Here is a 22,863-nt window from a genome sequence, read left to right as displayed (position 1 = left end):
CGTTCGATACGGATAGAACAGCTGGACGAGGGCGGGGGGCGACGCTCCATGAGCGGAACCGATGTGAGGGTGCCGGTGCGGCGGACCGCGGCCGAGAGGCCCCGCATCCCGGTCGTGCCCGGCTTCGCACGGCGTCCGGCCGGGGGAGCGGCGGGGCGCGGGGCGGCCCGTGCGGTCTCCCCGAAGGCAGCAGGGAAGGCGCTTCGGCTCGCCGTGCCGCGCGCGTGGCACAGCCGTCTGGATCTGCCCACCGACCGACCGGACGCGGTGCGTGCGGTCGAGGAGTCCAACCGAGGCCGGGTCCCCGGCCTGACACCGATCCGGGTGGGACGCATGGCGGCGACCCCGTTCGCCTTCCTGCGCGGCTCGGCCGGACTGATGGCCCACGACCTGACGGGGACCCCGGTCACCGGAGTGGGCGCCCAGCTCTGCGGTGACGCGCACGCGGCCAACTTCGGGCTGTACGGCGACGCGCGCGGCAACCTGGTCATCGATCTCAACGACTTCGACGAGACCGTCTTCGGCCCGTGGGAGTGGGACCTCAAGCGGCTGGCCACCTCACTGGTGCTGGCCGGCCGTGAGGCGGGTGCGGACGAGGAGACCTGCCGTCGTGGCGCGTACGACACGGTGGGCGCGTACCGGCGCACGATGCGTCTGCTGGCCCAGCTGCCCGCGCTGGACGCCTGGAACGCCATCGCGGACGAGGAGCTCGTCTCGCACACCGACGCGCGGGACCTGCTGGGGACGCTGGAGCGGGTCTCGGCCAAGGCCCGTAAGAACACCAGCGCCCGCTTCGCGGCCAGGTCCACGACGGACTCCGACGACGGTGGCCGCTGCTTCGTCGACGCGCCGCCGGTGCTGCGCCGGGTGCCGGACGCGGAGGCCGCCGCCGTGGCGGCGGGGCTCGAGGGGTATCTCGGGACGGTGTCGGAGGACCGCGTCCCCCTCCTCGCCCGTTACGCGATCCATGACGTGGCGTTCCGTGTGGTCGGTACGGGCAGCGTGGGGACCCGGTCGTACGTCGTGCTGCTGCTCGACCACCGCGGTGAGCCGTTGGTCCTACAGGTGAAGGAAGCCCGCCCCTCCGCTCTGGCGCCCTATCTTCCGGCGGCCGGCTTCGACGTGCCGTCCGTCGAGCACGAGGGGCGCCGGGTGGTCCTCGGCCAGAAGCGGATGCAGGTCGTGAGCGACATACTGCTCGGCTGGGCGGAGGTGGACGGCCGGCCGTACCAGGTACGGCAGTTCAGGAACCGCAAGGGCAGCGTGGACCCGGGCGCGCTGGCGGCGGACGAGGTCGACGACTACGGACGGATGACCGGGGCCCTGCTGGCCCGTGCCCACGCGCACAGCGCCGACCCCCGGCTGCTCGCGGGCTACTGCGGGAAGAACTCCGAGCTGGACGAGGCGGTCGCCGCCTTCGCGGTGGCCTATGCGGACCGGACGGAAGCGGACCACGCGGAGCTCGTCCGGGCGGTCCGAGCGGGTCGTACAGCCGCCGAGTTGGGCGTGTGACCGCCTCCGGGCCCTGCCTTCGCAGGCGCGCCTGCTCTTCGACGTCCGGCACGCACGCTCGCCGCGTCGTCGGGATCACTCCCATGCGTCTGATACGTCCGGTACGGGGTGCCCTCCGCCTCGCGATCGCCCGCACCGGACGCCGTAGGGCCCACCCTCCGGGTGCGGGCGGCGCTGCTCCGAGGAGAGGCACTGGGGCGCCGCGGGTCCTCGGGGCACGGGCGTTGGCCATACGCTGGACGGGTGACCCATGAAGCCGCCGGGGTGCCGGCCACCCGGAACGACGAAGACCGGCAGGACCAGGACCGGCAGGACCAGGACCGGCAGGACCACGACCAGCCGGCCCAGGAGCAGCGGGATCCGGACCGGCCGCAGCCGGCGTACGAGGCCGGGGACGCGGCCGACGGCACGGCTGCCGGTACCGCCGCCGGTGAGCCCGCCGGGGAACCCGGTGACACGGCGGCGGACACCGGTGCTCCGACCGCACCGCGGCCCGAGGAGCGGCTCGCGAAGTCCGTGCGGGCTGCCGAGCAGGCCTTGATCGAGTTCGAGATCGCGGTGGAGACCTTCCGGGTGGAGGTCGAGAACTTCTCCCGGCTGCACCACCAGAAGCTCGGCCCGATGTACGCGCGGCTGGACGAGCTGGACGCGCAGATCGCCGAGGCGCGTGCCGCGAGGACCGGGGACCCGGAAGACCTGCGCAAGGCGCAGGAGGCCCGGGCGATCGTCATGCCGATGCCGGGTGTCGAGGAGCTCTTCCACGACTGGATGGACTCCGACGGTCTCTCGCCCGAGGCCGCGGCCATGCTCACCGAGCAGCCGGTCCGCCCGCCGAAGCGGGTCCGCCCGGGCGAGGAGGCGCGCAAGCTCTACCGGGAGCTGGCGCGTAAGGCCCACCCCGACCTGGCACCGGACGAAGCCGAGCGGGCTCGCCGGGACGAGTTCATCGCACGGGTCAACGCGGCGTACGGGCGCGGAGACGTGGCCCTGCTCAAGGAGCTGGCCGCGGAGTGGGACGCCGGGCCGGTGACACCGGAGCTCCAGCTCGGTGAGAGCGAGGAGCTCTACGCGCGGCTGGAGTGGCTGAGCCGCCGCAAGGAACTGCTCACCGTCCTCGCCAAGGAGCTGGAGGACAGTGCCATCGGCTCGATGCTGCGGATGGCGCCCGAGGATCCCGACCGGCTGCTCGACGAGATCGGCGAGAAGCTTCTGGGCGAGGTGTCGCAGCGCGAGGCCGAGCTGGCGGAGCTGGTGCAGTAGCGTTCCCGGTGACCCTGGCGTGTACGTACGAGAGAAGGCATGACCCATGAATTTCGCCCCGCTGCCCTCGGTGGACGTCGCGGCGGTGCCGTCGGACGGCTTCGTGCTGGACGTGCGTGAGGCCGACGAGTGGGCGGCCGGTCACGTCGAGGGCGCGCTGCACATCCCCATGAGTGACTTCGTGGGCCGCTTCGGCGAGCTGACCGAGGCGGCCGACGACGGACGGCGCGTTCACGTGATGTGCCGGGTCGGCGGCCGGTCCGCCCAGGTCACCCAGTACCTGGTGCAGCAGGGCGTGGACGCGGTGAACGTCGAGGGCGGCATGCTGGCCTGGGACGGCGCCGGACGACCGATGGTCACGGACAACGGCAGCCCCGCGTTCGTCCTCTGAGCCGAGCAGGTCGAGCCGAGCAGGCCGAGCCGAGCAAGCGGAGCAAGCCGAGCAAGCCGCGCCGAGAAAGCCGAGCCGAGAAAGCCGGGATGAGCCGAGCCGGGGCGGTTCGTACGACCGCCCCGGCGCTTGTGGCTACCAGCGCCTGTGGTCCCGGCCGTCAGCGGCTTCCGGCGCCTGCGGCTTCCGGCCGTCAGCGGTCGAAGTCGAGCTCCACGTCCGGGGTGACCGGGTGCGACTGGCAGGCCAGCACGAAGCCCGCCTCGGTCTCCTCCGGCTCCAGCGCGAAGTTGCGGTCCATCCGCACCTCGCCCGAGACCAGGTAGGCCCGGCAGGTCCCACACACGCCGCCCTTGCACGCGTAGGGGGCATCCGCCCGGCGCCGTAGCACCGTCTCCAGCAGCGATTCGCCCTCTTGGACGGGCCAGCTGCCCGAGCGGCCGTCCAAGGTCGCCGTGAGTGTGCTCTGCGCCGGTGCGGTCACCGTGGCCGCTGCCGCCGGCCGGGCAGGACCGTCGTCGGCGACATGGAAGATCTCCTGGTGGATGCGGGACCGGTCGACCCCCAGCTCTCGTAGCGCGCCTTCCGCCTGCCGCACCAGTCCGAAGGGACCGCACAGGAACCAGCCGTCCACGGATGGCACCACGAGCAGTGCGGGCAGCAGCCCGGTGAGGCGCTCTCGGTCAAGCCTGCCGGACGGAAGACCGGCGGCCTGTTCCTCCCGGGACAGCGCCGTCACCAGGTGGAAGCGGCCCGGATAGAGGTCCTTGAGGTCGGCCACCTCCTCCAGGAACATCGTCGACGCGGCGGTCCGATCGCTGCGGATCAAGCAGAAGCGGGCCTCGGGCTCGCGCGCCAACAACGTCGCCGCGATGGACAGCACCGGTGTGATGCCGCTGCCACCCACGACCGCGGCGTAGTGCCCGGGGCGTGGCTTCAGGACGAACCGGCCGGTCGGGGCCATCGCCTCCACCACGTCACCGACGGCGAGTTCCTTGAGGGCGTAGGTGGAGAACGCCCCGCCGTCGACCAGGCGGATGCCCACCTTGAGGACCGGCGGGTCCGGCTTCGCCGTCGCCGGCGCGCAGATCGAGTAGGAACGCCGTATCTCCTCGCCGTCGACGCGGTAGCGCACGTTCAGGTGCTGGCCCGGGGTGTGGCGGAAGGTCTCGCGCAGCTCGGACGGCACGGCGAAGGTGACAGCCACCGCGTCGTCCGTGATCCGTTCGATCGCGCTGACCCGGAGCGGATGGAACATCTACAACTCCTTGAAGTGGTCGAACGGCTCACGGCAGTCCACGCACCGGCGCAACGCCTTGCAGGCCGTGGAGGAGAAGCGGCTCAGCAACTCCGTGTCGGTGGACCCGCAGTGCGGGCAGCGCACCGACAGGGTCACCGGAACCGGCCCGTCCGGGCCCCGGTTCGGGCGGGGCGGTGCTACGCCGAACGCCGCGAGCTTGCGGCGTCCTTCGTCACTGATGTCGTCCGTCGACCAGGCCGGAGCGAGCACGGTGACCACGGACACCTCGGGCACGCCGTGTTCGTGCAGCACCCGCTCGATGTCGGCCGACATGGTCTCGACGGCCGGACAGCCGGTGTAGGTCGGGGTGAGATGAACGGTGACCCTGCCTGGACCCTGCACCTGGACGTCCCGGAGTACACCCAGTTCCTCCAGGGTCAGGACCGGGAGCTCGGGATCCGGCACGGAGCCGGCGAGCCGACGGACCTCCGCCTCCAGCGGTGTCTCCGTCACCATGACGCCCCCGGGTGGCTGCGGTGCAGGTGCTGCATCTCGGCGAGCATCCGCCCGAACGGTTCGGTGTGCAGCCCTTGCCGGCCCGCGCCTGCGGCCCAGCCCCCCGACTGCGGGCCCGTGGGGAGAGTGAGCGTGGCCCGCCGGACGACGGAGGTGACGGCAGCCAGCCAGTCGTCCCCCAGCGTCTGCCGGTCGAGGTCCAGGCCTTCGACGGGCTCGAACAGCTCCCCCGTGTACCGCCACAGCGCATCCAGGCCGCGCTGCATCCGCTCGTGGCTCTCCGCCGTGCCGTCGCCGAGCCGCAGCACCCACTGCTCCGCGTGGTCGCGGTGGTAGGCGACCTCCTTGACGGCCTTGGCCGCGAGTGCGGCGAACTGCCCCTCGCCGGCGGCCAGCCGCCCGTACAGCAGGTGCTGGTAGACGGAGAAGTAGAGCTGCCGCGCGATGGTGTGGGCGAAGTCGCCGTTGGGCTGCTCCACCAGCTGCACGTTGCGGAAGGACCGCTCCTCGCGGAGAAAAGCCAGCTCGTCCTCGTCCCCCACGGAGGAGAGCAGGGTCCTGGCCTGGCCCAGCAGGTCCAGGGCGATGTTGGCCAGCGCCACCTCCTCCTCCAGTACGGGGGCGTGACCCGCCCACTCCCCCAGCCGGTGCGAGAGGACCAGAGCGTCGTCTCCGAGAGCCAGTGCCGCGGTCACAGGTGCTTCACCCCGTCCGGGATCTCGTAGAAGGTGGGGTGCCGGTAGGGCTTGTCACCGGCGGGCTCGAAGAAGGCGTCCTTCTCGTCCGGCGAGGAAGCGGTGATCTCCGTCGACGGAACCACCCAGACGGAGACCCCCTCCGAGCGGCGGGTGTAGAGATCGCGTGCGTTGCGCAGGGCCATCTCGGCGTCCGGGGCGTGCAGGCTCCCGGCGTGTGTGTGGGACAGTCCGCGCCGGGAGCGCACGAACACCTCCCACAGCGGCCAGTCGGTCGAGCTGCTCATGCGGTCGCCTCCACGGGGTGTGCCGTCGCCTCGGCGTCGGTGGTCGTGCCTTCGGCGCCGGAGCCGTCGGCCCGCGCCCTCTGCTTGTCCGCGTACACCGCCGCCGCGTCGCGGACCCAGGCGCCCTCTTCGTGGGCGGTGCGCCGCTGGGCGAGCCGCTGGTCGTTGCAGGGGCCGTTGCCCTTGAGGACCTCCTGGAACTCCGTCCAGTCGATCTCTCCGTAGTCGTGCTGCCCGATCTCCTCGTTCCACCGGATGTCGGGGTCCGGGAGGGTGAGCCCGAGGGCCTGAGCCTGTGGCACGCAGATGTCGACGAAGCGCCGGCGCAGCTCGTCGTTGGAATGCCGCTTGATCTTCCAGGCCATCGACTGGGCCGAGTGCGACGAGGCGTCGTCGGGCGGGCCGAACATCATCAGGGAGGGCCACCACCAGCGGTCGACCGCGTCCTGGGCCATGGCGTGCTGGGCGGGCGTGCCCCGGCTGAGAGCCAGCAGCAGCTCGAACCCCTGGCGCTGGTGGAAGGACTCCTCCTTGCAGATCCTGACCATCGCCCGCGCGTACGGGCCGTAGGAGCAGCGGCAGAGCGGCACCTGGTTGGTGATGGCGGCGCCGTCGACCAGCCAGCCGATCGCGCCCACGTCCGCCCAGGTCAACGTCGGGTAGTTGAAGATCGATGAATAGCGCTGGCGTCCCGCGTGCAGCTTGTCGAGCAGCTCCTCACGGCTGGTACCGAGCGTTTCGGCGGCGCTGTACAGATACAGGCCGTGTCCGGCCTCGTCCTGCACCTTCGCCATCAGGATGGCTTTGCGGCGGAGCGAGGGCGCCCTGCTGATCCAGTTGGCCTCCGGCTGCATGCCGATGATCTCGGAGTGGGCGTGCTGCGCCATCTGGCGGACCAGCGTGGCGCGGTAGGCGTCGGGCATCCAGTCGCGCGGCTCGATCCGCTCGTCCGCCGCCACCGCGGCGTCGAACGCCGCCGCTTCCCTCTCGCTCCCGGCCTCCGCCGCGTCCGCCACGCCCTGCGCTGTCCGGCCCGCAGTCACTGCCACCATGCCAGGCTCCCTACCGACCGATCGTTCGGTTCACTTGGGTTCAATGGTGAGTCGGAGGGCCTTAGGGTGTCAACCCTGTGGATAACTGACCGGCGATCGACGGTGAGCGGGACGGGGCGCAATGGATGCGGACCACGGTGGGCGGGCCGCCGACGAGGGCAAACCGGTCTGGCCGGAGGTGACGAGCCCGTCGGCCGCCGGGCACCGGCCGTCCGGTGGTGCCGACGACCCGGCCGGCCGCATACCCGGCGCCCGGTCGGGGAGCACACCCGGTGCCGCCCCGGCGGTGGACGGCGGGGCGGCACCCCAGGGCTCGGCGGCCGAGGCCGACGACCCGCACCCCACGCCCGCCGGGCACGACCCGCACTCCACGCCTGCCGGGCACGACCCGCACTCCACGCCCGCCGGGCATGGCCAGGGAGGCGGGATAGCCGCGCTCTCGCTTCCGTACCAGGTCGTCGCCGCGTTGGCGCTGTCCGGCATCGGGCTGCTGGCCTGCCTGCACCTGGCCATGGTCTTCTTCCACGTCGCCCCGTCCAACACGCTGACGAAGCGGCACGGCAATGCGGTCGACGAGTGGGTCTACCCCGAGTTCGAGCAGAACTGGAAGCTGTTCGCCCCCAATCCGTTGCAGCAGAACATCGCCGTGCACGTACGGGCCGAGGTCCTGGGTCCGGACGGCCGTCGCACCACGCGCTGGACGAGCCTCTCCCGCGAGGACGGGGAGGCGATACGCGGAAGTCTCCTGCCCAGCCACGTCCACCAGAACGAGCTGCGTCGTGCCTGGGACTTCTACACCGGTTCGCACGACGAGCAGAACCGTGCCAACGGACTGCGCGGGGAACTCTCCGAGCGGTACATCCGCCGCATCGTGATGCTGCGTCTCTCCGGGCGTGACAACGGCGGCACCGTCGAACGCATCCAGATCCGGTCCGCGGTCACGGCCGTCGGAGCACCGGAATGGAGTGACGAGAAGATCGACACCCAGGCGACCTACCGCGTCCTCCCGTGGTGGACCGTCACTCCGTCCGACCTCCCCGAAGGCTCCGGGCAGGACCGGGCGCCGGGCGCTGCGGAGGTGGCGAAGTGAGCACGTCCCTCCGGTCCGGTGACGTGGCGCAGCGCGTCGACCGCTCGCTCGCCCGCGCCGTCCAGCGCGTCACCTCCGCCCCCCTGGGCCGATACCAGAGCGCGGTGCTCCGGATCGGTGTCTCGGGAACCTACCTGCTGTTCCTGCTGCGCGAACTGCCGAACCGGCGCGAGCTGTACGGCCCCGACAGCCCCTGGCACTGGGAGATGGCGAGTCGGCTCATCGCCGACAACCGGGCGTTCACCGCCCTGATGTGGTCGGACAGCGCGGTCTGGTTCGAGGCGGTGTACGCCCTCGCGCTGATCTCCGCAGGGCTGTTGCTGGTCGGCTGGCGTACCCGCGCCACGTCCGTGCTGTTCATGGCCGGTGTGCTCTCCCTGCAGAACCGCAGCATCTTCATGGGCGACGGCGGAGACAACGTCATCCATCTGATGGCGGTCTACCTGATGCTGACCCGGTGCGCGCGGGTCTGGTCCCTGGACGCGCGCAGGGCGGCACGTGACGCCGCACGGGTCGCGGAAGGCGGCCGTCCGGCCCGGGACGCCGTGGGGCCCGTCCTGTGGGTGCTGCTCGGCTGCGTCCTGCTGTCCGCCACGTCGGCGGGCGGCCTCGGCGGGACCCGGTGGCTGCCCGTCCTCCTGTGGATCCTGTGGCTGGGGAACGGCGCCTGGTGGGCCCTGAACCGCTCGGCGGCGGCGCGCGAACCACGCCTGCTCCTCGACGTCGTGGCCAATCTCGCCCACAATGCCGCGCTCCTCGTGATCATGGCCGAGGTGTGCCTCATCTATGCCACCGCCGGCTGGTACAAGGTCCAGGGCTCCCGCTGGCAGGACGGCACCGCGCTGTACTACCCCCTCAAGCTGGACTACTTCACCCCTTGGCCGTGGCTTTCGGGTCTGCTCGCGTCCAGCGCACTGATGGTCATGGTGTTGACGTACGTGACGGTGATCGTGCAGGTCGCCTTCCCGTTCACCCTGTTCAACCGCAAGGTCAAGAACGTCCTGCTGGTGTTGATGATCGGTGAGCACGCCGGAATCGCCGTCATACTCGGCCTGCCCTTCTTCTCGCTGGCGATGATCGCCGCGGACGCGGTCTTCCTGCCGACGGTGTTCCTGGTGTGGTTGGGCGACCGGGTGACGCGCGGGCGCCGGGGCCTGGTCTCGCGGGCGAAGGGCGGTGCCCGGGTGCTTCGGCCGCGACAGCCGGACGGTGATGCCCAGGAGGCCCCTCCACGCGGCGACGGCCCTGGCCATACGCTCGTCGGGTGACCAGCGAGACCGGCAGTACACAAGAGCAGCCCGGAGCGGCCGAAGCGGCCAGGGCGCCAGCGGCGCCCGAGGCGTCGGCGGAGCCCCTCCAGTACGACGACGGCTACGGCAACGAGGTCGGCGTCGGGCCGCACCCGCTGCCCTGGCCCGAGGGTGACCGCTACGACCCGGAGCTGCTCGCTCACGGGGACCGTCGCAACGTGGGTGATGCGTACCGGTACTGGACACGGGAGGCGATCGTCGCCGACCTCGATCTGCGCCGCCACGATTTCCACGTGGCGGTGGAGAACTGGGGGCACGACTTCAACATCGGCTCGGTGGTCCGCACGGCCAACGCCTTCCTCGCCAAGGAGGTCCACATCGTCGGGCGGCGGCGCTGGAACCGGCGGGGCGCCATGGTCACCGACCGCTACCAGCATGTGCGCCACCACCCGGACACAGCGGATCTGACCGCGTGGGCGGCCGCCGAGGGGTTGCCCGTCATCGGGATCGACAACCTGCCGGGAGCCGTACCGCTGGAGCGGACGGAGCTGCCGCGGCGCTGTGTACTGCTCTTCGGTCAGGAGGGGCCGGGGCTGACGGAGGAGGCACGCGCCCACGCCTCGATGGTCTGCTCGATCGCGCAGTTCGGTTCGACGCGGTCGATCAACGCGGGTGCGGCGGCGGCCGTCGCGATGCACGCGTGGGTGCAGAGGCACGCGGACATCCCGGACCCCCGGGGCCGGTGACCGGGTGGCCGGGGCGTCCGGCCCCGGTCACCCGGTGGGGGAACTCAGGCCTGGCGGCGTACCTCGACCACCCGGAACCGGTTGGACACGAAGGCCCCGTCGCACAGTGCCGCGTTGGCCGCAGGGTTCCCGCCCGAACCGTGGAAGTCGGAGAACGCCGCCGTCTGATTGACGAACACCCCGCCCGTGAGGTTCAGCGAGAGCTGGGCCGACTCGTCGAAGCAGACCTCCTCCACCGCGCGCTCCACGTCCGGGGAGGTCGTGTAGGCGCCGACCGTCATCGCGCCCTTCTCCCGGACGGTGCGGCGGAGCAGATGCAGCGCGTCGGCGGTCGAGTCGACGGCCACCGCGAAGGAGACCGGGCCGAAGCACTCCGAGAGGAAGGCCGCCCCGTCGTCCGGCTTGGAGCCGTCGAGCTTGACGACGACCGGTGTCCGCACCACCGCGTCGGGGAAGTCGGGGTTGGTGACGGCGCGCGAGGCGAGTGCCACCTCGCCCAGTCCCGCCGCCGCTTCGAGGCGGGCCTTCACGTCCGGGTTGACCAGCGCGCCGAGCAGGCCGTTGGCCCGTGCGTCGTCGCCGAGGAGCCCGTCGACCGCCTCCGCGAGGTCCGCGACCACCTCGTCGTAGGACTTGGCACCCGCGTCGGTGGTGATGCCGTCCCTGGGGATGAGCAGGTTCTGCGGGGTGGTGCACATCTGGCCGCTGTAGAGGGAGAGCGAGAAGGCCAGGTTGGAGAGCATGCCCCGGTAGTCGTCGGTGGAATCGACGACGATCGTGTTGACGCCCGCCTTCTCGGTGTACACCTGCGCCTGCCGGGCGTTGGCCTCCAGCCAGTCCCCGAAGGAGCTGGAACCCGTGTAGTCGATGATCTTGATCTCGGGCCGCACCGCCAGGGCCTTCGCGATCCCCTCGCCCGGACGCTCGGCCGCCAGCGCGACCAGGTTCGGGTCGAAACCGGCTTCGGCCAGCACCTCGCGTGCCAGCTGGACGGTCAGTGCCAGCGGCAGCACCGCACCCGGATGCGGCTTGACCAGGACCGGGTTGCCGGTCGCGAGCGAGGCGAAGAGGCCCGGGTAGCCGTTCCACGTGGGGAAGGTGTTGCAGCCGATCAGAAGGGACACCCCGCGGCCGGCCGCCGTGTACGACTTGTGCAGCCGGAGCGGATCGCGCTTGCCCTGGGGCTTCGACCAGTCGGCGGTCCGCGGCGTCCGGGTCTGCTCCGCGTACGCGTACGCCACCGCTTCCAGGCCGCGATCCTGGGCGTGCGGGCCGCCGGCCTGGAACGCCATCACGAAGGCCTGGCCACTGGTGTGCATCACGGCGTGGGCCAGCTCATGGGTGCGTGCGTTGATGCGGGCGAGGATCTCCAGGCAGACGAGGGCCCTGGTCTCCGGGCCCGCCGCGCGCCAGGAACCCATCGCGGCCCCCATCGCGGGCAGCAGGACGTCCGGATCGACGTGGGGGTACTCGACGCCGAGCTCCGGCCCGTACGGCGAGACCTCGCCGCCGACCCAGCCGTCGGTGCCGGGCTGGCCGAGGTCGAGCCGACCGTGGAGCACGGCGTCGAAGGCGGCCTTGCCCTCCGCCGGGCCGAGGCTGCCGGGCACACCGCCCTCGCCGTAGGCCTTGGGGTGTTCGGGATGCGGGGACCAGTACGCGCGCGTGCGGATCGCTTCGAGGGCCTGGTCGAGCGTCGGGCGGTGGGTCTCGGACAGCTTCTCGGGGGAAAGCGCGGCGGCCATGACGGACCAACTCCTCGTCGAGCCGGGCAGGGATGTGCGGACGGAGTTAGAGTAACCGAACGATCGGTCGGGACAAGGGGCCCGGAGAACCTGTGGACAACTCATGGGGGAGGATCGCGGTCATGACCACGGCCAAGCGGGACACATACACACCGGAGACCCTCCTCGCCGTCGCCGTCCATGTCTTCAACGAGCGTGGCTACGACGGCACGTCCATGGAGCACCTCTCCCAGGCGGCGGGCATCTCCAAGTCGTCGATCTACCACCACGTGGCGGGCAAGGAAGAGCTGCTCCGGCGCGCGGTGAGCCGGGCTCTGGACGGACTGTTCGGCATCCTCGACGAGCCCGGCGCCCAGCGGGGCCGCGCCGTCGTACGGGTCGAACACGTCACCCGCCGCACCGTCGAGGTGCTGATGGACGAGCTCCCCTACGTCACGCTGCTGCTGCGGGTCCGCGGTAACACGCAGACCGAGCGGTGGGCCCTGGAGCGGCGGCGCGAGTTCGACCAGCGGGTCGCCGCACTGCTCGAAGCGGCCGTGGCGGACGGTGACCTCCGTGCCGACGTGGACATACGCATGGCCACCCGGCTGCTCTTCGGAATGGTGAACTCCCTGGTGGAGTGGTACCGCCCGCAGCCGGAGGGCGCCGGTGAACGGCAGCAGCTCGCCGACACCGTCGTGCGGCTCGCCTTCGACGGGATGCGGGCCGGCCACTGACCTCCCCGGTCGGTTGAAGGGGTCAGGCGAGCTCGGACGGATGGTCCGGGCGCGGCCCCAGGTCGGTTTCCTCGAAGACCAGCAACGTGCGGGTGGACAGCACCTCGGGGATGGACTGGATCCTGGTCAGGACCAGCTCACGCAGGGCCCGGTTGTCCGGGGTGTGGACCAGGAGCAGTACGTCGAAGTCGCCGCTGACCAGGGCGATGTGGGTGGCGCCCGGCAGGGCCTGGAGCTGTTCGCGCACGGTGCGCCAGGAGTTCTGGACGATCTTGAGCGTGATGTACGCCGAGGCGCCCTGCCCGGCCCGCTCGTGGTTCACCCGCGCGCTGAAACCGCGGATCACCCCGTCCTCGACGAGCCGGTTGATCCGGGCGTAGGCGTTGGCCCGCGACACATGGACCCGCTCGGCGACGGCGCGGATCGAGGCCCGTCCGTCCGTACGCAGGATGCGGAGGATGTCGCGGTCGACGGAGTCCAGCGGGCGCGCGGGAGGCAGGGGGGCAAGGCTGTCCCCGCCCGTGTCGGCCATTTGTTCAGCTGCCATCTGCCGGTGCCTCCCTGTTGTGGACGACCTGTCCCTATCCCAGGCTGTGGAGAACCGTTTGTCCACAGGCTGGAGGTGCCTGTAGCCAAAATGCACTCGCGACCGAACAATCGGTAGGTGAGGCACGCCACACCCGTGCCCCGCTCACGCCTCGACATTTCTGCGGATTTCGACACCCCTCGATCCATCTCGATGCCAGGAGGTGCTTGTCATGACGGTCCAAGAGCTGACCGGCGCAGCCGCCTACCGGCCCACGCCGCCCCCGGCCTGGAAGCCGCTCACCGATCCCGCGCCGCTGCTCCCGGACCCTGAGCCGTACCGCGTGCTCGGTACGGACGCCGCGGCTGCCGTGGACCCCGACCTGCTCCTCCGGCTCTACGCCGAGCTGGTGCGCGGTCGCCGGTACAACGCCCAGGCCACGGCCCTGACCAAGCAGGGCAGGCTCGCGGTGTACCCGTCGAGCACGGGACAGGAGGCGTGCGAGGTGGCGGCGGCCCTCGTGCTGGAGGAGCGCGACTGGCTCTTCCCGAGCTACCGCGACACGCTCGCGGCCGTGGCGCGCGGCCTGGACCCGGTGGAGGCGTTGACGCTGCTGCGGGGCGACCGGCACACCGGCTACGACCCGCGTGAGCACCGCATCGCCCCCCTGTGCACCCCGCTGGCCACCCAGCTGCCGCACGCCGTGGGTCTCGCACACGCGGCCCGGCTCAAGGGTGACGACGTGGTCGCGCTCGCCATGGTCGGCGACGGCGGGACGAGCGAGGGCGATTTCCACGAGGCGTTGAACTTCGCGGCCGTCTGGCGCGCCCCGGTCGTCTTCCTGGTGCAGAACAACGGCTTCGCCATCTCCGTTCCGCTGGCCAAGCAGACCGCGGCTCCGTCCCTGGCCCACAAGGCCGTGGGGTACGGCATGCCGGGCCGGCTCGTCGACGGCAACGACGCGGCCGCGATGCACCAGGTGCTCGGAGAGGCCGTGGCACGGGCCAGGAGCGGCGGGGGCCCGACGCTGGTCGAGGCCGTCACGTACCGGATGGACGCGCACACGAACGCCGACGACGCGACGCGGTACCGCGGCGACAGCGACGTGGAGGCCTGGCGTGCCCACGACCCGATCCTGCTGCTGGAGCGGGAGCTCACCGGGCGCGGGCTGCTGGACGAGGAGGCCGTCGGGACGGTGCGGGAGGCCGCGGAGCGGATGGCGGCGGATCTCAGGGAGCAGATGAACGCCGATCCGCCGCTCGACCCCATGGATCTCTTCTCCCACGTCTTCGAGGAGCGGACCGGGCAACTGCTGGAGCAGGAGGCCCGGCTGAGGGACGAGCTGGAGGCAGGGCAGGGCCCGCACGAGGGCGAAGCGGAGGAAGCGCGATGACGACGACCGCTGCGGCGACGGCCGGTGGGCGGACCGGCCGGGCCGCGCAGACCACCATGGCGCAGGCTCTCGGGCGGGCGTTGCGCGACGCGATGGCCGAGGACCCGGCGGTCCACGTCCTGGGTGAGGACGTGGGCACGCTCGGAGGCGTCTTCCGCGTCACCGACGGGCTGGCGAAGGAGTTCGGCGACGACCGCTGTACGGATACACCGCTGGCGGAGGCGGGAATCCTCGGCGCGGCGGTCGGCATGGCGATGTACGGGCTGCGGCCCGTGGTGGAGATGCAGTTCGACGCGTTCGCCTACCCGGCGTTCGAGCAGTTGGTCAGCCATGTCGCCAAGATGCGGAACCGTACCGGGGGAGCCATGCCCCTGCCGATCACCGTCCGGATCCCGTACGGCGGCGGGATCGGCGGGGTGGAGCACCACAGTGACTCCTCGGAGGCGTACTACATGGCGACGCCCGGTCTCCATGTCGTCGCGCCGTCCACGGTCGAGGACGCGTACGGGCTGCTGAGGGCGTCCATCGCCTCCGACGACCCGGTGGTCTTCCTGGAGCCGAAGCGGCTGTACTGGGCCAAGGCGTCGTGGTCGCCTGACGCTCCTTCGGTGGTCGAGCCGATAGGGCGGGCCGTCGTCCGGCGCTCGGGACGCAGCGCGACCCTGATCACCTACGGGCCGTCCGTGCCGGTGTGTCTGGAGGCGGCGGAGGCGGCCACGGCCGAGGGCTGGGACCTGGAGGTCATCGACCTCCGGTCGCTCGTGCCGTTCGACGACGAGACCGTCGCGGCCTCCGTCCGGCGTACGGGGCGGGCCGTCGTCGTCCACGAGTCCTCGGGCTTCGGCGGCCCGGGGGGTGAGATCGCGGCCCGGGTGACCGAGCGCTGCTTCCACCACCTGGAGGCGCCGGTGCTGCGTGTGGCGGGCTTTGACATCCCGTATCCGCCGCCGATGCAGGAGCGGCACCACCTTCCCGGTGTGGACCGGGTGCTGGACGCGGTGGCCCGTCTTCAATGGGAGGCCGAGAGCTGATGGCCCAGGTACTCGAATTCAAGCTGCCGGACCTCGGCGAGGGGCTTACCGAGGCCGAGATCGTGCGCTGGCTGGTGGACGTCGGCGACGTCGTCGCCATCGACCAGCCGGTCGTCGAGGTCGAGACGGCCAAGGCGATGGTCGAGGTGCCCTGCCCCTACGGGGGCGTGGTGACGGCCCGGTTCGGCGAGGAAGGCACCGAGCTTCCCGTCGGATCGCCGCTGCTGACGGTCGCGGTCGGTTCGGCGGAGGACACGGCTGGCCCGGGAGCCTCCGGCCCGGCCCCTGGTCCCGCCCGGACCTCGGACCCCGATGCCGATGCGGATACCGACGGCGACGGCGGCTCGGCGGGGGAGACGTCGGGGAACGTACTGGTGGGCTACGGCACCGGGGCCCCCGCCGCGCGACGCCGACGTGTCAGGCCGACCGCGTTCGCGGCGTCGGCCTCATCGCCTGCTCCCGCCAGAGGGCCGGCTCCCGAAGGGGCATCTCACGTCGCGGCTGCGGCAGCCTCGGCTTCGGCGCCGGTGTCCGCGCGGGTACGGGACACCGAGGACCAGGGGCCCGTCGCGGTCGTCTCCCCACTGGTACGGAGGCTGGCCCGGCAGCACGGCCTCGACCTCCGGCACATCGCGGGTTCGGGTCGGGACGGCTTGATCCTGCGTACGGACGTCGAGTCCGCGATCAGAAACACGGAGCAGGAGAGCTCCTCCGCCGCGTCCCTGGACGCGCGTCCGGCACCGGACGCGGTGGGACCGGTGGCAGGCGAGCGGATCGCTCTGCGCGGGGTCCGGGGCGCGGTCGCGGACAAGCTGTCGCGTAGTCGGCACGAGATTCCCGATGCCACGTGCTGGGTGGATGCCGATGCCACCGAGCTGATGGCGGCACGGGCCGCGATGAACGGCACCCGTGCCACAGGAACGACGCCCAAGATCTCGGTGCTCGCCCTGCTGGCCCGTATCTGCACGGCGGCCCTGGCTCGCTTCCCCGAGCTCAACTCGACCGTGGACACCGAGGCACGGGAGATCGTGCGGCTGCCCGGGGTCCATCTCGGTTTCGCCGCCCAGACGGAACGGGGCCTGGTCGTCCCGGTCGTGCGTGACGCCCACACGCGCAACGCGGAGTCGATCAGCGCGGAGATCGGCACGCTGACCGAGGCGGCACGGGCGGGCAGGCTCACCCCGGCGCAGCTCACCGGCGGGACGTTCACGCTGAACAACTACGGCGTGTTCGGTGTCGACGGATCGACCCCGATCATCAATCACCCCGAGGCGGCGATGCTCGGCGTCGGCCGGATCGTCGCCAAGCCATGGGTGCACGAAGGGGAGCTGGCGGTCCGCCAGGTTGTCCAGCTCTCGCTCACCTTCGATCACCGGGTGTGCGACGGAGGGACCGCCGGGGGTTTCCTGCGCTACGTGGCGGACTGCGTGGAGCAGCCGGCGCTGCTGCTGCGCACGCTCTAGGTGTTCTGTCCACGGAGGCGGTGCTCGGGTCCGGAACCGGCGTCACAGGCGCAGGATCCGGACCGGTCTCTGCCTGGAGGCGGGATTGGGGCCAGGCCCAGTCCCAGGCGCAGGTTCGGCATCGGTGTCCGCCTCGGTTCGGGCCCGTGCCGTCAGTCGGGCCCGTGCCGTCAGTCGAGCTCGTGCCGTCAGCCGGGCCCTGTGCGCAGGCGGCTGGTTGACGGTCGTCGGCTGCCGGTCGTCGGACCTTCGGGGGCCGGTGCGGTCATGGGTTTCCTACCCCGGTGTTTCCTACCCCGGTCGGCTTCGGGGGCATGAGGGGCACGCATACTCGGGGCATGACCGCGTATGACGCCATCGTTCTCGCCGGCGGGGCCGCGAGGCGGCTCGGTGGCGCCGACAAACCAGGGCTGCGGGTAGGGGGGCGTTCCCTGCTCGACCGGGTGCTCGCCGTCTGTGCCGATGCCGGGACCACGGTGGTGGTGGGCGGGCGCAGGCCCACCCGGCGTCCGGTCGTATGGACGCGCGAAGCTCCCGCAGGCGGTGGGCCGTTGGCCGCTCTGGACGCCGGTGTGCGGCAGACGGCCGGGGACAGGATCCTGGTGCTCTCCGCCGATCTGCCGTTCCTGGCCGAGGAAACCGTCCGCTCGTTGCTGACGGAAGCGGGAACAGGCGCCTGGGAGGGGGCCATGTGCACCGATCCCGGCGGCAGGGACCAGCCTCTCGTCGCGGCCTACCGCGCCGAGCCGCTCCGCCGGGAACTGGCGCTCCTGGCCACCGAACACGGCAGCCTCGCCGGACTTCCTCTGCGGCTGCTGACCGCCGAGCTGGCCATGGCCCGCGTCGAGGCGGGGCCGCTCGCCTCGTTCGACTGCGACACCTGGGAGGACCTCGCCACCGCCCGCGCACGCATCAGGGAGCATGGGACCGTGCTGGACGAATGGATCACCGCAGTCAAGAACGAGCTGGGCATCGAACTCGAAGTCGACACCGATGTCCTGCTCGACCTCGCCCGTGACGCCGCGCACGGCGTCGCCCGGCCTGCCGCGCCGCTGACCACCTTCCTGGTGGGGTACGCGGCGGCGGCAAGCAGAGGGCAGAGCCCTGATGCCGCAGCCGAGGCGGTGGCCGAGGCCGCTCGCAAGGCCGCCGCGCTCGCCCTGAGGTGGGAGGAAGAAACAGAGGCCGGCGGAGAGACCGGCACTCCATGACCGCGCGTGGAGGCGAGGCCTCCGGCCCGCGACCGTCCTCCGGAGGGGCTGCCGGGAAGGTGACTGCCGAGACACGGGCCGCCGAAGCACGGGCCGCCGAGGAGCGGGCCGCCGAAGCACGGGCCGCCGAGGAGCGGGCCGTGGAACAGGCCCTGGCGCTCGTGGGCCGAGGACGTCGGGCGTCGGACCCCCACACCACGCAGACCCACACCACGACGCCCCATACCACGCAGGCCCGAACCAGACCGGCCTCAGCCGGAACACCGGCCTCAGCCGGAACACCGGCCTCAGCCGGAACACCGGCCTCAGCCGGAACACCGGCCTCAGCCGGAACACCGGAATCGAGCTCGCCCCCGCCCGCCCCGCCGTCCCCGGACGCGGCAGCCCATCACACCCCCAGCACCCACCACACCCCCGGCGCCTCCCACACCCACCACACCCCCAGCACTGCTCCCCGCGCGCACTCCGAGACCCCATGGCGTGAGGCGCGCGCACTGGCGGAGCGGTTGGGCCGTGCCGTACCCCTCGCCGCCCACCGCCTGCCTCTGGACCGCGCCCTCGGCCACGTCCTGGCCGAAGCGGTGGTGGCGCTCACCGATCTGCCGTCCTTCGACACGTCCGCCATGGACGGCTGGGTCGTCGCCGGGCCCGGACCCTGGACCGTACGGAACGGCGAAGGGCTCCTCGCCGGGTGCGGCGCCGCGGAACCGCTCCTCGACGGGCAGACGGTCCGCATCGCCACCGGAGCCCGCATCCCGGCCGAGGCCACCGCCGTCATCCGGAGTGAACACGCGCGGCTCGACGAGGCGAAGGGGAGGCTCCATGCCACCCGCGATGTCGTACCGGGCCAGGACATCCGCCCGCGTGGCCAGGAATGCCGTTCCGGTGACCAACTTCTCCCCGTGGGAGCCGTAGTGACCCCGCCGGTGCTCGGGCTGGCGGCAGCAGCCGGGTACGACGCGCTGGTGGGCGTGCCCCGTCCCCGCGTGGACGTCCTCGTCCTGGGCGACGAGCTCCTCACCGCCGGCCTCCCCCACGACGGGCTGATCCGGGACGCCCTCGGTCCGATGTTGGGCCCCTGGCTCCGTTCGCTGGGCGCCGAGGTCAGTGCTCCCCGGCGACTCGGCGACGACGCGGAAGCGCTCCGGCATGCCCTGACCACGTCGGACGCCGACCTCGTCCTCACCACCGGTGGAACCGCCTCCGGACCCGTCGACCACGTCCACCCGGTGCTCGCCGCAGTCGGAGCGGAACTGCTGGTGGACGGGGTGTCGGTGCGTCCCGGCCATCCGATGCTCCTGGCGCGGCTACCGGGCGGTGGGCCCTGCGTGGTGGGCCTGCCCGGCAATCCGCTCGCCGCCGTGTCCGGGCTGCTGACGCTGGCCGAGCCTCTGCTGCGGGGCATGGCCGGGCGCCCGGCTCCGGACGCGTACCGTCCGCCCGTGTACGAAGAGGTGCAGGGCCACCCGCACGACACCCGGCTGATCCCCGTCGTCCACCGTGCGGACAGCGTCGTTCCCCTGCATTACAACGGGCCTGCCATGCTTCGGGGGGTCGCCGCCGCCGACGGACTGGCCGTGGTGCCTCCGGGCGGGGTACGGTCCGGCACCGAGGTGGAGATCCTCGATCTACCGTGGACCTCGGCAGCGCCGTGGACGGAAGGGTGTTTCACGTGAAACTTCCCGGCCACGATGCGATGGCCAGGCGCGCCGACGAGCACGTCGTACCCACGCGGGTGCTTCTGCCCCGGCGTGTGGTGGACCGACCGCTCCGCCAGGTCGCCAAACGGCTCGCGATGGCCCTCACGGTGCTGGCCGTCACGGTGTTCATCGTCTGGGCGGACCGGGACGGGTACCACGACAACGCCGACAGCAAGGTCGACTTCCTCGACGCCGTCTACTACGCGACGGTGACCCTGTCGACGACCGGTTACGGCGACATCGTCCCCTACAGCGATCCGGCCAGGCTGGTCAACGTCGTGCTGGTGACGCCGTTGCGCGTGCTCTTCCTGATCATCTTGGTCGGCACCACCCTTGAGGTCCTGACAGAGCGGACCCGGGAGGACTTCCGGCTGAACCGTTGGAGATCCAACTTGCGTGAACACACCGTTGTCGTCGGTTTCGGCACGAAGGGCCGCTCGGCGATCCAGACACTCTGTGCCACAGGCCTGAGGAAAGAACAGATCGTCATCGTCGACCCCGCCGGCAAGGTGATCGAAGCCGCCAATGCCGAGGGGTTCGTCGGTGTGCTGGGTGATGCGACGCGCAGCGACGTGCTGTTGCGGGCAGAGGTCCAGAAGGCGCGGCAGGTCATCATCGCCACCCAGCGAGACGACACCGCGGTGCTTGTGGCGCTGACCGCTCGCCAGCTCAACCGGGGTGCGAAGATCGTGGCAGCCGTGCGCGAGGAGGAGAACGCGCCGCTGCTGCGTCAGTCGGGTGCCGACGCCGTGATCACCAGCGCGAGTGCGGCGGGCCGTCTGCTCGGCCTGTCCGTCCTGAGTCCCAGCGCGGGCACGGTGATGGAGGACCTCATCCAGCAGGGCAGCGGGCTCGACCTCGTCGAACGGCCGGTGATAAAGGCCGAGGTGGGCAAGAACGTCCGGGAGACCGGTGACCTGGTGGTCAGCGTGCTCCGTGGTCACCGGCTGCTGGGTTACGACGATCCGGCGGCGAGCCCGCTCCAGCTGACGGACCGGTTGATCACCATCGTGCGCGCATCTCCGCCCGCAGGCCCGCAGGTGGCCCATCCTCCGCAGTCCAACCCGCGACCGTAGGGAGGGAAGCGCCGAGGGCGTGGAGCGGGCGTGGAGCGGCCCGACCGGGACCCGCAGGCAGGTCTGAACGCTCCTGGGCGCCGCACGGAGTAGCCTCGCGCCCATGTATGCGATCACGATCCCCGAACCCGGTGGCCCCGAGGCGCTCGTATGGGCCGAGGTCCCTGATCCCGTACCAGGCGAGGGCGAAGTCCTCGTCGAGGTCGTGTCCAGCGCGGTCAACCGGGCCGATGTTCTCCAGCGGCAGGGCTTCTACAACCCGCCTCCGGGTGCCTCTCCCTACCCCGGTCTCGAATGCGCGGGTCGGGTCGCGGCGCTCGGCCCGGGGGTGACCGGCTGGTCCGTGGGCGACGAGGTGTGTGGTCTGCTCGCGGGGGGCGGCTACGCGGAGAAGGTCGCCGTGCCGTCCGGCCAACTGCTGCCCGTGCCCGAGGGGGTCGATCTGACGGTTGCCGCGGCGCTGCCCGAGGTGACCGCGACCGTCTGGTCCAACGTCTTCATGGTGGCCCACCTGCGCCCTGGCGAGACCCTGCTGGTCCACGGCGGGTCCAGCGGAATCGGCACCATGGCGATCCAGCTCGCCAAGGCCGTCGGCGCGCGCGTCGCGGTGACGGCGGGCGGCCCCGAGAAGCTGGCCCGGTGCAAGGAGCTGGGGGCCGACATCCTCATCGACTACCGCGAACAGGACTTCGTGGAGGAGCTTCGCCAGGCGACGGACGGCGTGGGCGCGGACGTCATCCTCGACATCGTCGGGGCCAAGTACCTGGACCGGAACGTCCGGGCTCTCGCGGTCAACGGCCGACTGGCGATCATCGGCCTCCAGGGCGGCGCCAAGGGCGAGCTGAACCTGAACGCCCTGCTCACCAAGCGGGCCGCCGTCACGGCGACCTCGCTGCGGAGTCGGCCGCTCGCGGAGAAGGCGGCGATCATCGCGGCCGTACGGGAACACGTCTGGCCGCTGATCGCCGACGGCGTCGTCCGGCCGATCGTGGACCGCACACTGCCGATGGCGGACGCGGCGGAGGCCCACCGGGTGCTGGAGTCGAGCACCCACATCGGCAAGGTGCTCCTCCAGACCCCTGCGGCCTGAGCCCGAGTACGGGGGCCTGAGCCCGAGCACGGCGGCCTGAGCCCGAGCACGGCCGCAGAGCCGCCCCCGTAGCCCCGGACACACACAGCGGCCCGGCGCACATCGGCCCGACCCGGCGCCCACACCGGCCGACGCACACCGAGGCCCGGCACACCATGTGTGCCGGGCCTCGCCACGTACGCCGCACACGGAACACACGTGCGGCGTACGCGTGGTTACAGGTACGGGCCGGAGCGCGCCGGACCGTGCGGGTCGGGGCCGTCCTGGTCCTCCTCGTGGAGTGCGCCCGGGGGAAGGGCACGCCGCATCTGCTCAAGCTGCGCGCGGGCCGCCATCTGCTGGGCGAACAGAGCCGTCTGGATGCCGTGGAACAGGCCTTCCAGCCAGCCGACCAGCTGGGCCTGCGCGATCCGCAGCTCCGCCTCGGAAGGGATGGAGTCCTCGGTGAACGGCAGCGAGAGGCGTTCCAGCTCCTCGACCAGCTCGGGCGCCAGGCCGTCCTCCAGCTCCTTCACGGAGCCCGCGTGGATCTCCTTCAGCCGCACCCGGCTCGCCTCGTCGAGAGGAGCCGCCCTGACCTCTTCCAGAAGCTGCTTGATCATGCTGCCGATGCGCATGACCTTCGCGGGCTGCTCGACCATCTCCGTCACCGGGACCTCGCGCGACTCTTCGTCACCGCCACCACCGCCGCCGATGGCCATTCCGTCCTGCCCCACCACGAGGACTTGGGGGTGCTCCTGCGACCGGTCATTCCTCGGCATCTCCATGTCGCCATTGTCTCGCACACGAGCCGTACGTCATGGTGGTGCCCCCGGAAAAGCATGATCCACCTTTCCCGGGGGCACCTGAACAGCCGGTCGAACCCGCCCCGGC

22 protein-coding genes are annotated in these 22,863 nt (G+C 71.7%); 14 read left to right on the top strand and 8 right to left on the bottom strand.

The features are described from left to right. Nucleotides 1–48: 48 nt before the first annotated feature. The 3 genes from SACTE_RS16215 to SACTE_RS16205 all read left to right on the top strand — a co-directional run bounded on the left by SACTE_RS16215 (nt 49) and on the right by SACTE_RS16205 (nt 3,163). Entirely contained in the window at nt 49–1,512 is a 1,464-nt protein-coding gene (locus SACTE_RS16215; RefSeq protein WP_014047120.1) for a DUF2252 domain-containing protein, read from the top strand. A 243-nt stretch (nt 1,513–1,755) separates the two neighbouring features. Next, a complete protein-coding gene (locus SACTE_RS16210) occupies nt 1,756–2,772 on the top strand; it encodes a J domain-containing protein (protein ID WP_014047119.1) in 1,017 nt (338 codons plus the stop codon). A 46-nt stretch (nt 2,773–2,818) separates the two neighbouring features. Then, nucleotides 2,819–3,163, top strand: coding sequence for a rhodanese-like domain-containing protein (locus SACTE_RS16205; protein WP_014047118.1), 345 nt, complete (start codon nt 2,819–2,821; stop codon nt 3,161–3,163). Nucleotides 3,164–3,356: 193 nt separating this feature from the next. On the opposite strand, the gene SACTE_RS16200 is transcribed toward SACTE_RS16205, so the two are convergent. Genes SACTE_RS16200 through paaA form a run of 5 tightly spaced genes read right to left on the bottom strand, consistent with a single transcriptional unit; the run spans nt 3,357 to nt 6,953 of the window. Next, nucleotides 3,357–4,421 (bottom strand): 2Fe-2S iron-sulfur cluster-binding protein, encoded by a 1,065-nt coding sequence (locus SACTE_RS16200; RefSeq protein WP_014047117.1) that lies wholly within the window; start codon nt 4,419–4,421, stop codon nt 3,357–3,359. Further along, nucleotides 4,422–4,919: a 1,2-phenylacetyl-CoA epoxidase subunit PaaD gene (gene paaD, locus SACTE_RS16195; RefSeq protein ID WP_014047116.1), complete on the bottom strand. Its 498-nt coding sequence runs from the start codon at nt 4,917–4,919 to the stop codon at nt 4,422–4,424. Further along, the gene (paaC, locus tag SACTE_RS16190) at nt 4,913–5,614 is read right to left on the bottom strand and encodes a 1,2-phenylacetyl-CoA epoxidase subunit PaaC (protein ID WP_014047115.1); all 702 of its coding nucleotides are present in this window, start codon (nt 5,612–5,614) and stop codon (nt 4,913–4,915) included. The genes paaD and paaC overlap by 7 nt, the downstream gene beginning before the upstream one ends. Next, nucleotides 5,611–5,901 carry a 1,2-phenylacetyl-CoA epoxidase subunit PaaB gene (gene paaB / locus SACTE_RS16185; RefSeq protein WP_014047114.1) on the bottom strand — a complete coding sequence of 97 codons (291 nt, stop codon included), beginning with the start codon at nt 5,899–5,901 and terminating at the stop codon, nt 5,611–5,613. The genes paaC and paaB overlap by 4 nt, the downstream gene beginning before the upstream one ends. Continuing rightward, nucleotides 5,898–6,953, bottom strand: a complete 1,056-nt coding sequence (gene paaA, locus SACTE_RS16180) for a 1,2-phenylacetyl-CoA epoxidase subunit PaaA (RefSeq protein ID WP_014047113.1) — start codon at nt 6,951–6,953, stop codon at nt 5,898–5,900. Before paaA ends, paaB begins: the two co-directional genes overlap by 4 nt. A gap of 121 nt (nt 6,954–7,074) precedes the next feature. Between paaA and SACTE_RS16175 the strand changes: the two genes are divergently transcribed. Genes SACTE_RS16175 through SACTE_RS16165 form a run of 3 tightly spaced genes read left to right on the top strand, consistent with a single transcriptional unit; the run spans nt 7,075 to nt 10,039 of the window. Next, complete coding sequence (locus SACTE_RS16175) at nt 7,075–8,043, top strand: DUF5819 family protein (protein ID WP_014047112.1); 969 nt, start codon at nt 7,075–7,077, stop codon at nt 8,041–8,043. Then, entirely contained in the window at nt 8,040–9,311 is a 1,272-nt protein-coding gene (locus SACTE_RS16170; RefSeq protein ID WP_014047111.1) for an HTTM domain-containing protein, read from the top strand. Before SACTE_RS16175 ends, SACTE_RS16170 begins: the two co-directional genes overlap by 4 nt. Continuing rightward, complete coding sequence (locus SACTE_RS16165) at nt 9,308–10,039, top strand: TrmH family RNA methyltransferase (RefSeq protein ID WP_014047110.1); 732 nt, start codon at nt 9,308–9,310, stop codon at nt 10,037–10,039. Before SACTE_RS16170 ends, SACTE_RS16165 begins: the two co-directional genes overlap by 4 nt. Nucleotides 10,040–10,083: 44 nt before the next feature. Here SACTE_RS16165 and paaN read toward each other — a convergent pair whose 3' ends face one another. Further along, on the bottom strand, nt 10,084–11,784 hold the full coding sequence (gene paaN, locus SACTE_RS16160) for a phenylacetic acid degradation protein PaaN (protein ID WP_014047109.1): 1,701 nt from the start codon (nt 11,782–11,784) through the stop codon (nt 10,084–10,086). 122 nt (nt 11,785–11,906) lie between these two features. Here paaN and SACTE_RS16155 point away from each other — a divergent pair, with 122 nt between their 5' ends. Further along, on the top strand, nt 11,907–12,500 hold the full coding sequence (locus SACTE_RS16155; protein WP_014047108.1) for a TetR/AcrR family transcriptional regulator: 594 nt from the start codon (nt 11,907–11,909) through the stop codon (nt 12,498–12,500). 22 nt (nt 12,501–12,522) lie between these two features. On the opposite strand, the gene SACTE_RS16150 is transcribed toward SACTE_RS16155, so the two are convergent. Then, nucleotides 12,523–13,047 carry an Lrp/AsnC family transcriptional regulator gene (locus tag SACTE_RS16150; RefSeq protein WP_014047107.1) on the bottom strand — a complete coding sequence of 175 codons (525 nt, stop codon included), beginning with the start codon at nt 13,045–13,047 and terminating at the stop codon, nt 12,523–12,525. Nucleotides 13,048–13,258: 211 nt separating this feature from the next. Between SACTE_RS16150 and pdhA the strand changes: the two genes are divergently transcribed. The 7 genes from pdhA to SACTE_RS16115 all read left to right on the top strand — a co-directional run bounded on the left by pdhA (nt 13,259) and on the right by SACTE_RS16115 (nt 21,990). After that, on the top strand, nt 13,259–14,419 hold the full coding sequence (gene pdhA, locus SACTE_RS16145) for a pyruvate dehydrogenase (acetyl-transferring) E1 component subunit alpha (protein ID WP_014047106.1): 1,161 nt from the start codon (nt 13,259–13,261) through the stop codon (nt 14,417–14,419). Continuing rightward, nucleotides 14,416–15,450: an alpha-ketoacid dehydrogenase subunit beta gene (locus SACTE_RS16140; RefSeq protein ID WP_014047105.1), complete on the top strand. Its 1,035-nt coding sequence runs from the start codon at nt 14,416–14,418 to the stop codon at nt 15,448–15,450. The genes pdhA and SACTE_RS16140 overlap by 4 nt, the downstream gene beginning before the upstream one ends. Beyond that, a complete protein-coding gene (locus tag SACTE_RS16135; protein ID WP_014047104.1) occupies nt 15,450–16,913 on the top strand; it encodes a dihydrolipoamide acetyltransferase family protein in 1,464 nt (487 codons plus the stop codon). Before SACTE_RS16140 ends, SACTE_RS16135 begins: the two co-directional genes overlap by 1 nt. A gap of 338 nt (nt 16,914–17,251) precedes the next feature. Continuing rightward, nucleotides 17,252–18,124 (top strand): NTP transferase domain-containing protein, encoded by an 873-nt coding sequence (locus SACTE_RS16130; protein WP_014047103.1) that lies wholly within the window; start codon nt 17,252–17,254, stop codon nt 18,122–18,124. Beyond that, entirely contained in the window at nt 18,121–19,800 is a 1,680-nt protein-coding gene (locus tag SACTE_RS16125) for a molybdopterin molybdotransferase MoeA (protein WP_014047102.1), read from the top strand. The genes SACTE_RS16130 and SACTE_RS16125 overlap by 4 nt, the downstream gene beginning before the upstream one ends. Then, nucleotides 19,758–20,900: a potassium channel family protein gene (locus SACTE_RS16120; protein ID WP_037758275.1), complete on the top strand. Its 1,143-nt coding sequence runs from the start codon at nt 19,758–19,760 to the stop codon at nt 20,898–20,900. Before SACTE_RS16125 ends, SACTE_RS16120 begins: the two co-directional genes overlap by 43 nt. A gap of 103 nt (nt 20,901–21,003) precedes the next feature. Beyond that, complete coding sequence (locus SACTE_RS16115; RefSeq protein ID WP_014047100.1) at nt 21,004–21,990, top strand: NAD(P)H-quinone oxidoreductase; 987 nt, start codon at nt 21,004–21,006, stop codon at nt 21,988–21,990. Nucleotides 21,991–22,205: 215 nt separating this feature from the next. Here the strand turns inward: SACTE_RS16115 and SACTE_RS16110 are convergent, their stop codons facing one another. After that, complete coding sequence (locus SACTE_RS16110) at nt 22,206–22,757, bottom strand: bacterial proteasome activator family protein (RefSeq protein WP_014047099.1); 552 nt, start codon at nt 22,755–22,757, stop codon at nt 22,206–22,208. Nucleotides 22,758–22,863 lie beyond the last annotated feature (106 nt).

This window comes from Streptomyces sp. SirexAA-E (genome assembly GCF_000177195.2).
In the GTDB taxonomy this organism is placed as follows: Bacteria; Actinomycetota; Actinomycetes; order Streptomycetales; family Streptomycetaceae; genus Streptomyces; species Streptomyces flavovirens.
Note: the sequence above shows the minus strand (reverse complement) of the source record. Positions and strands in the feature narration are given on the sequence as shown.

Bases quoted from the DNA above. Each gene is read 5' to 3' on its own strand.
- SACTE_RS16205 (WP_014047118.1), top strand. From the start codon at position 2,819: ATGAATTTCGCCCCGCTGCCCTCGGTGGACGTCGCGGCGGTGCCGTCG.
- SACTE_RS16125 (WP_014047102.1), top strand. From the start codon at position 18,121: ATGACCGCGCGTGGAGGCGAGGCCTCCGGCCCGCGACCGTCCTCCGGA.
- pdhA (WP_014047106.1), top strand. From the start codon at position 13,259: ATGACGGTCCAAGAGCTGACCGGCGCAGCCGCCTACCGGCCCACGCCG.
- SACTE_RS16135 (WP_014047104.1), top strand. From the start codon at position 15,450: ATGGCCCAGGTACTCGAATTCAAGCTGCCGGACCTCGGCGAGGGGCTT.
- SACTE_RS16200 (WP_014047117.1), bottom strand. From the start codon at position 4,421: ATGTTCCATCCGCTCCGGGTCAGCGCGATCGAACGGATCACGGACGAC.
- paaA (WP_014047113.1), bottom strand. From the start codon at position 6,953: ATGGTGGCAGTGACTGCGGGCCGGACAGCGCAGGGCGTGGCGGACGCG.
- paaB (WP_014047114.1), bottom strand. From the start codon at position 5,901: ATGAGCAGCTCGACCGACTGGCCGCTGTGGGAGGTGTTCGTGCGCTCC.
- paaN (WP_014047109.1), bottom strand. From the start codon at position 11,784: ATGGCCGCCGCGCTTTCCCCCGAGAAGCTGTCCGAGACCCACCGCCCG.
- SACTE_RS16155 (WP_014047108.1), top strand. From the start codon at position 11,907: ATGACCACGGCCAAGCGGGACACATACACACCGGAGACCCTCCTCGCC.
- SACTE_RS16175 (WP_014047112.1), top strand. From the start codon at position 7,075: ATGGATGCGGACCACGGTGGGCGGGCCGCCGACGAGGGCAAACCGGTC.
- SACTE_RS16140 (WP_014047105.1), top strand. From the start codon at position 14,416: ATGACGACGACCGCTGCGGCGACGGCCGGTGGGCGGACCGGCCGGGCC.
- SACTE_RS16115 (WP_014047100.1), top strand. From the start codon at position 21,004: ATGTATGCGATCACGATCCCCGAACCCGGTGGCCCCGAGGCGCTCGTA.
- paaD (WP_014047116.1), bottom strand. From the start codon at position 4,919: ATGGTGACGGAGACACCGCTGGAGGCGGAGGTCCGTCGGCTCGCCGGC.
- SACTE_RS16110 (WP_014047099.1), bottom strand. From the start codon at position 22,757: ATGGAGATGCCGAGGAATGACCGGTCGCAGGAGCACCCCCAAGTCCTC.
- SACTE_RS16150 (WP_014047107.1), bottom strand. From the start codon at position 13,047: ATGGCAGCTGAACAAATGGCCGACACGGGCGGGGACAGCCTTGCCCCC.
- SACTE_RS16215 (WP_014047120.1), top strand. From the start codon at position 49: ATGAGCGGAACCGATGTGAGGGTGCCGGTGCGGCGGACCGCGGCCGAG.
- SACTE_RS16130 (WP_014047103.1), top strand. From the start codon at position 17,252: ATGACCGCGTATGACGCCATCGTTCTCGCCGGCGGGGCCGCGAGGCGG.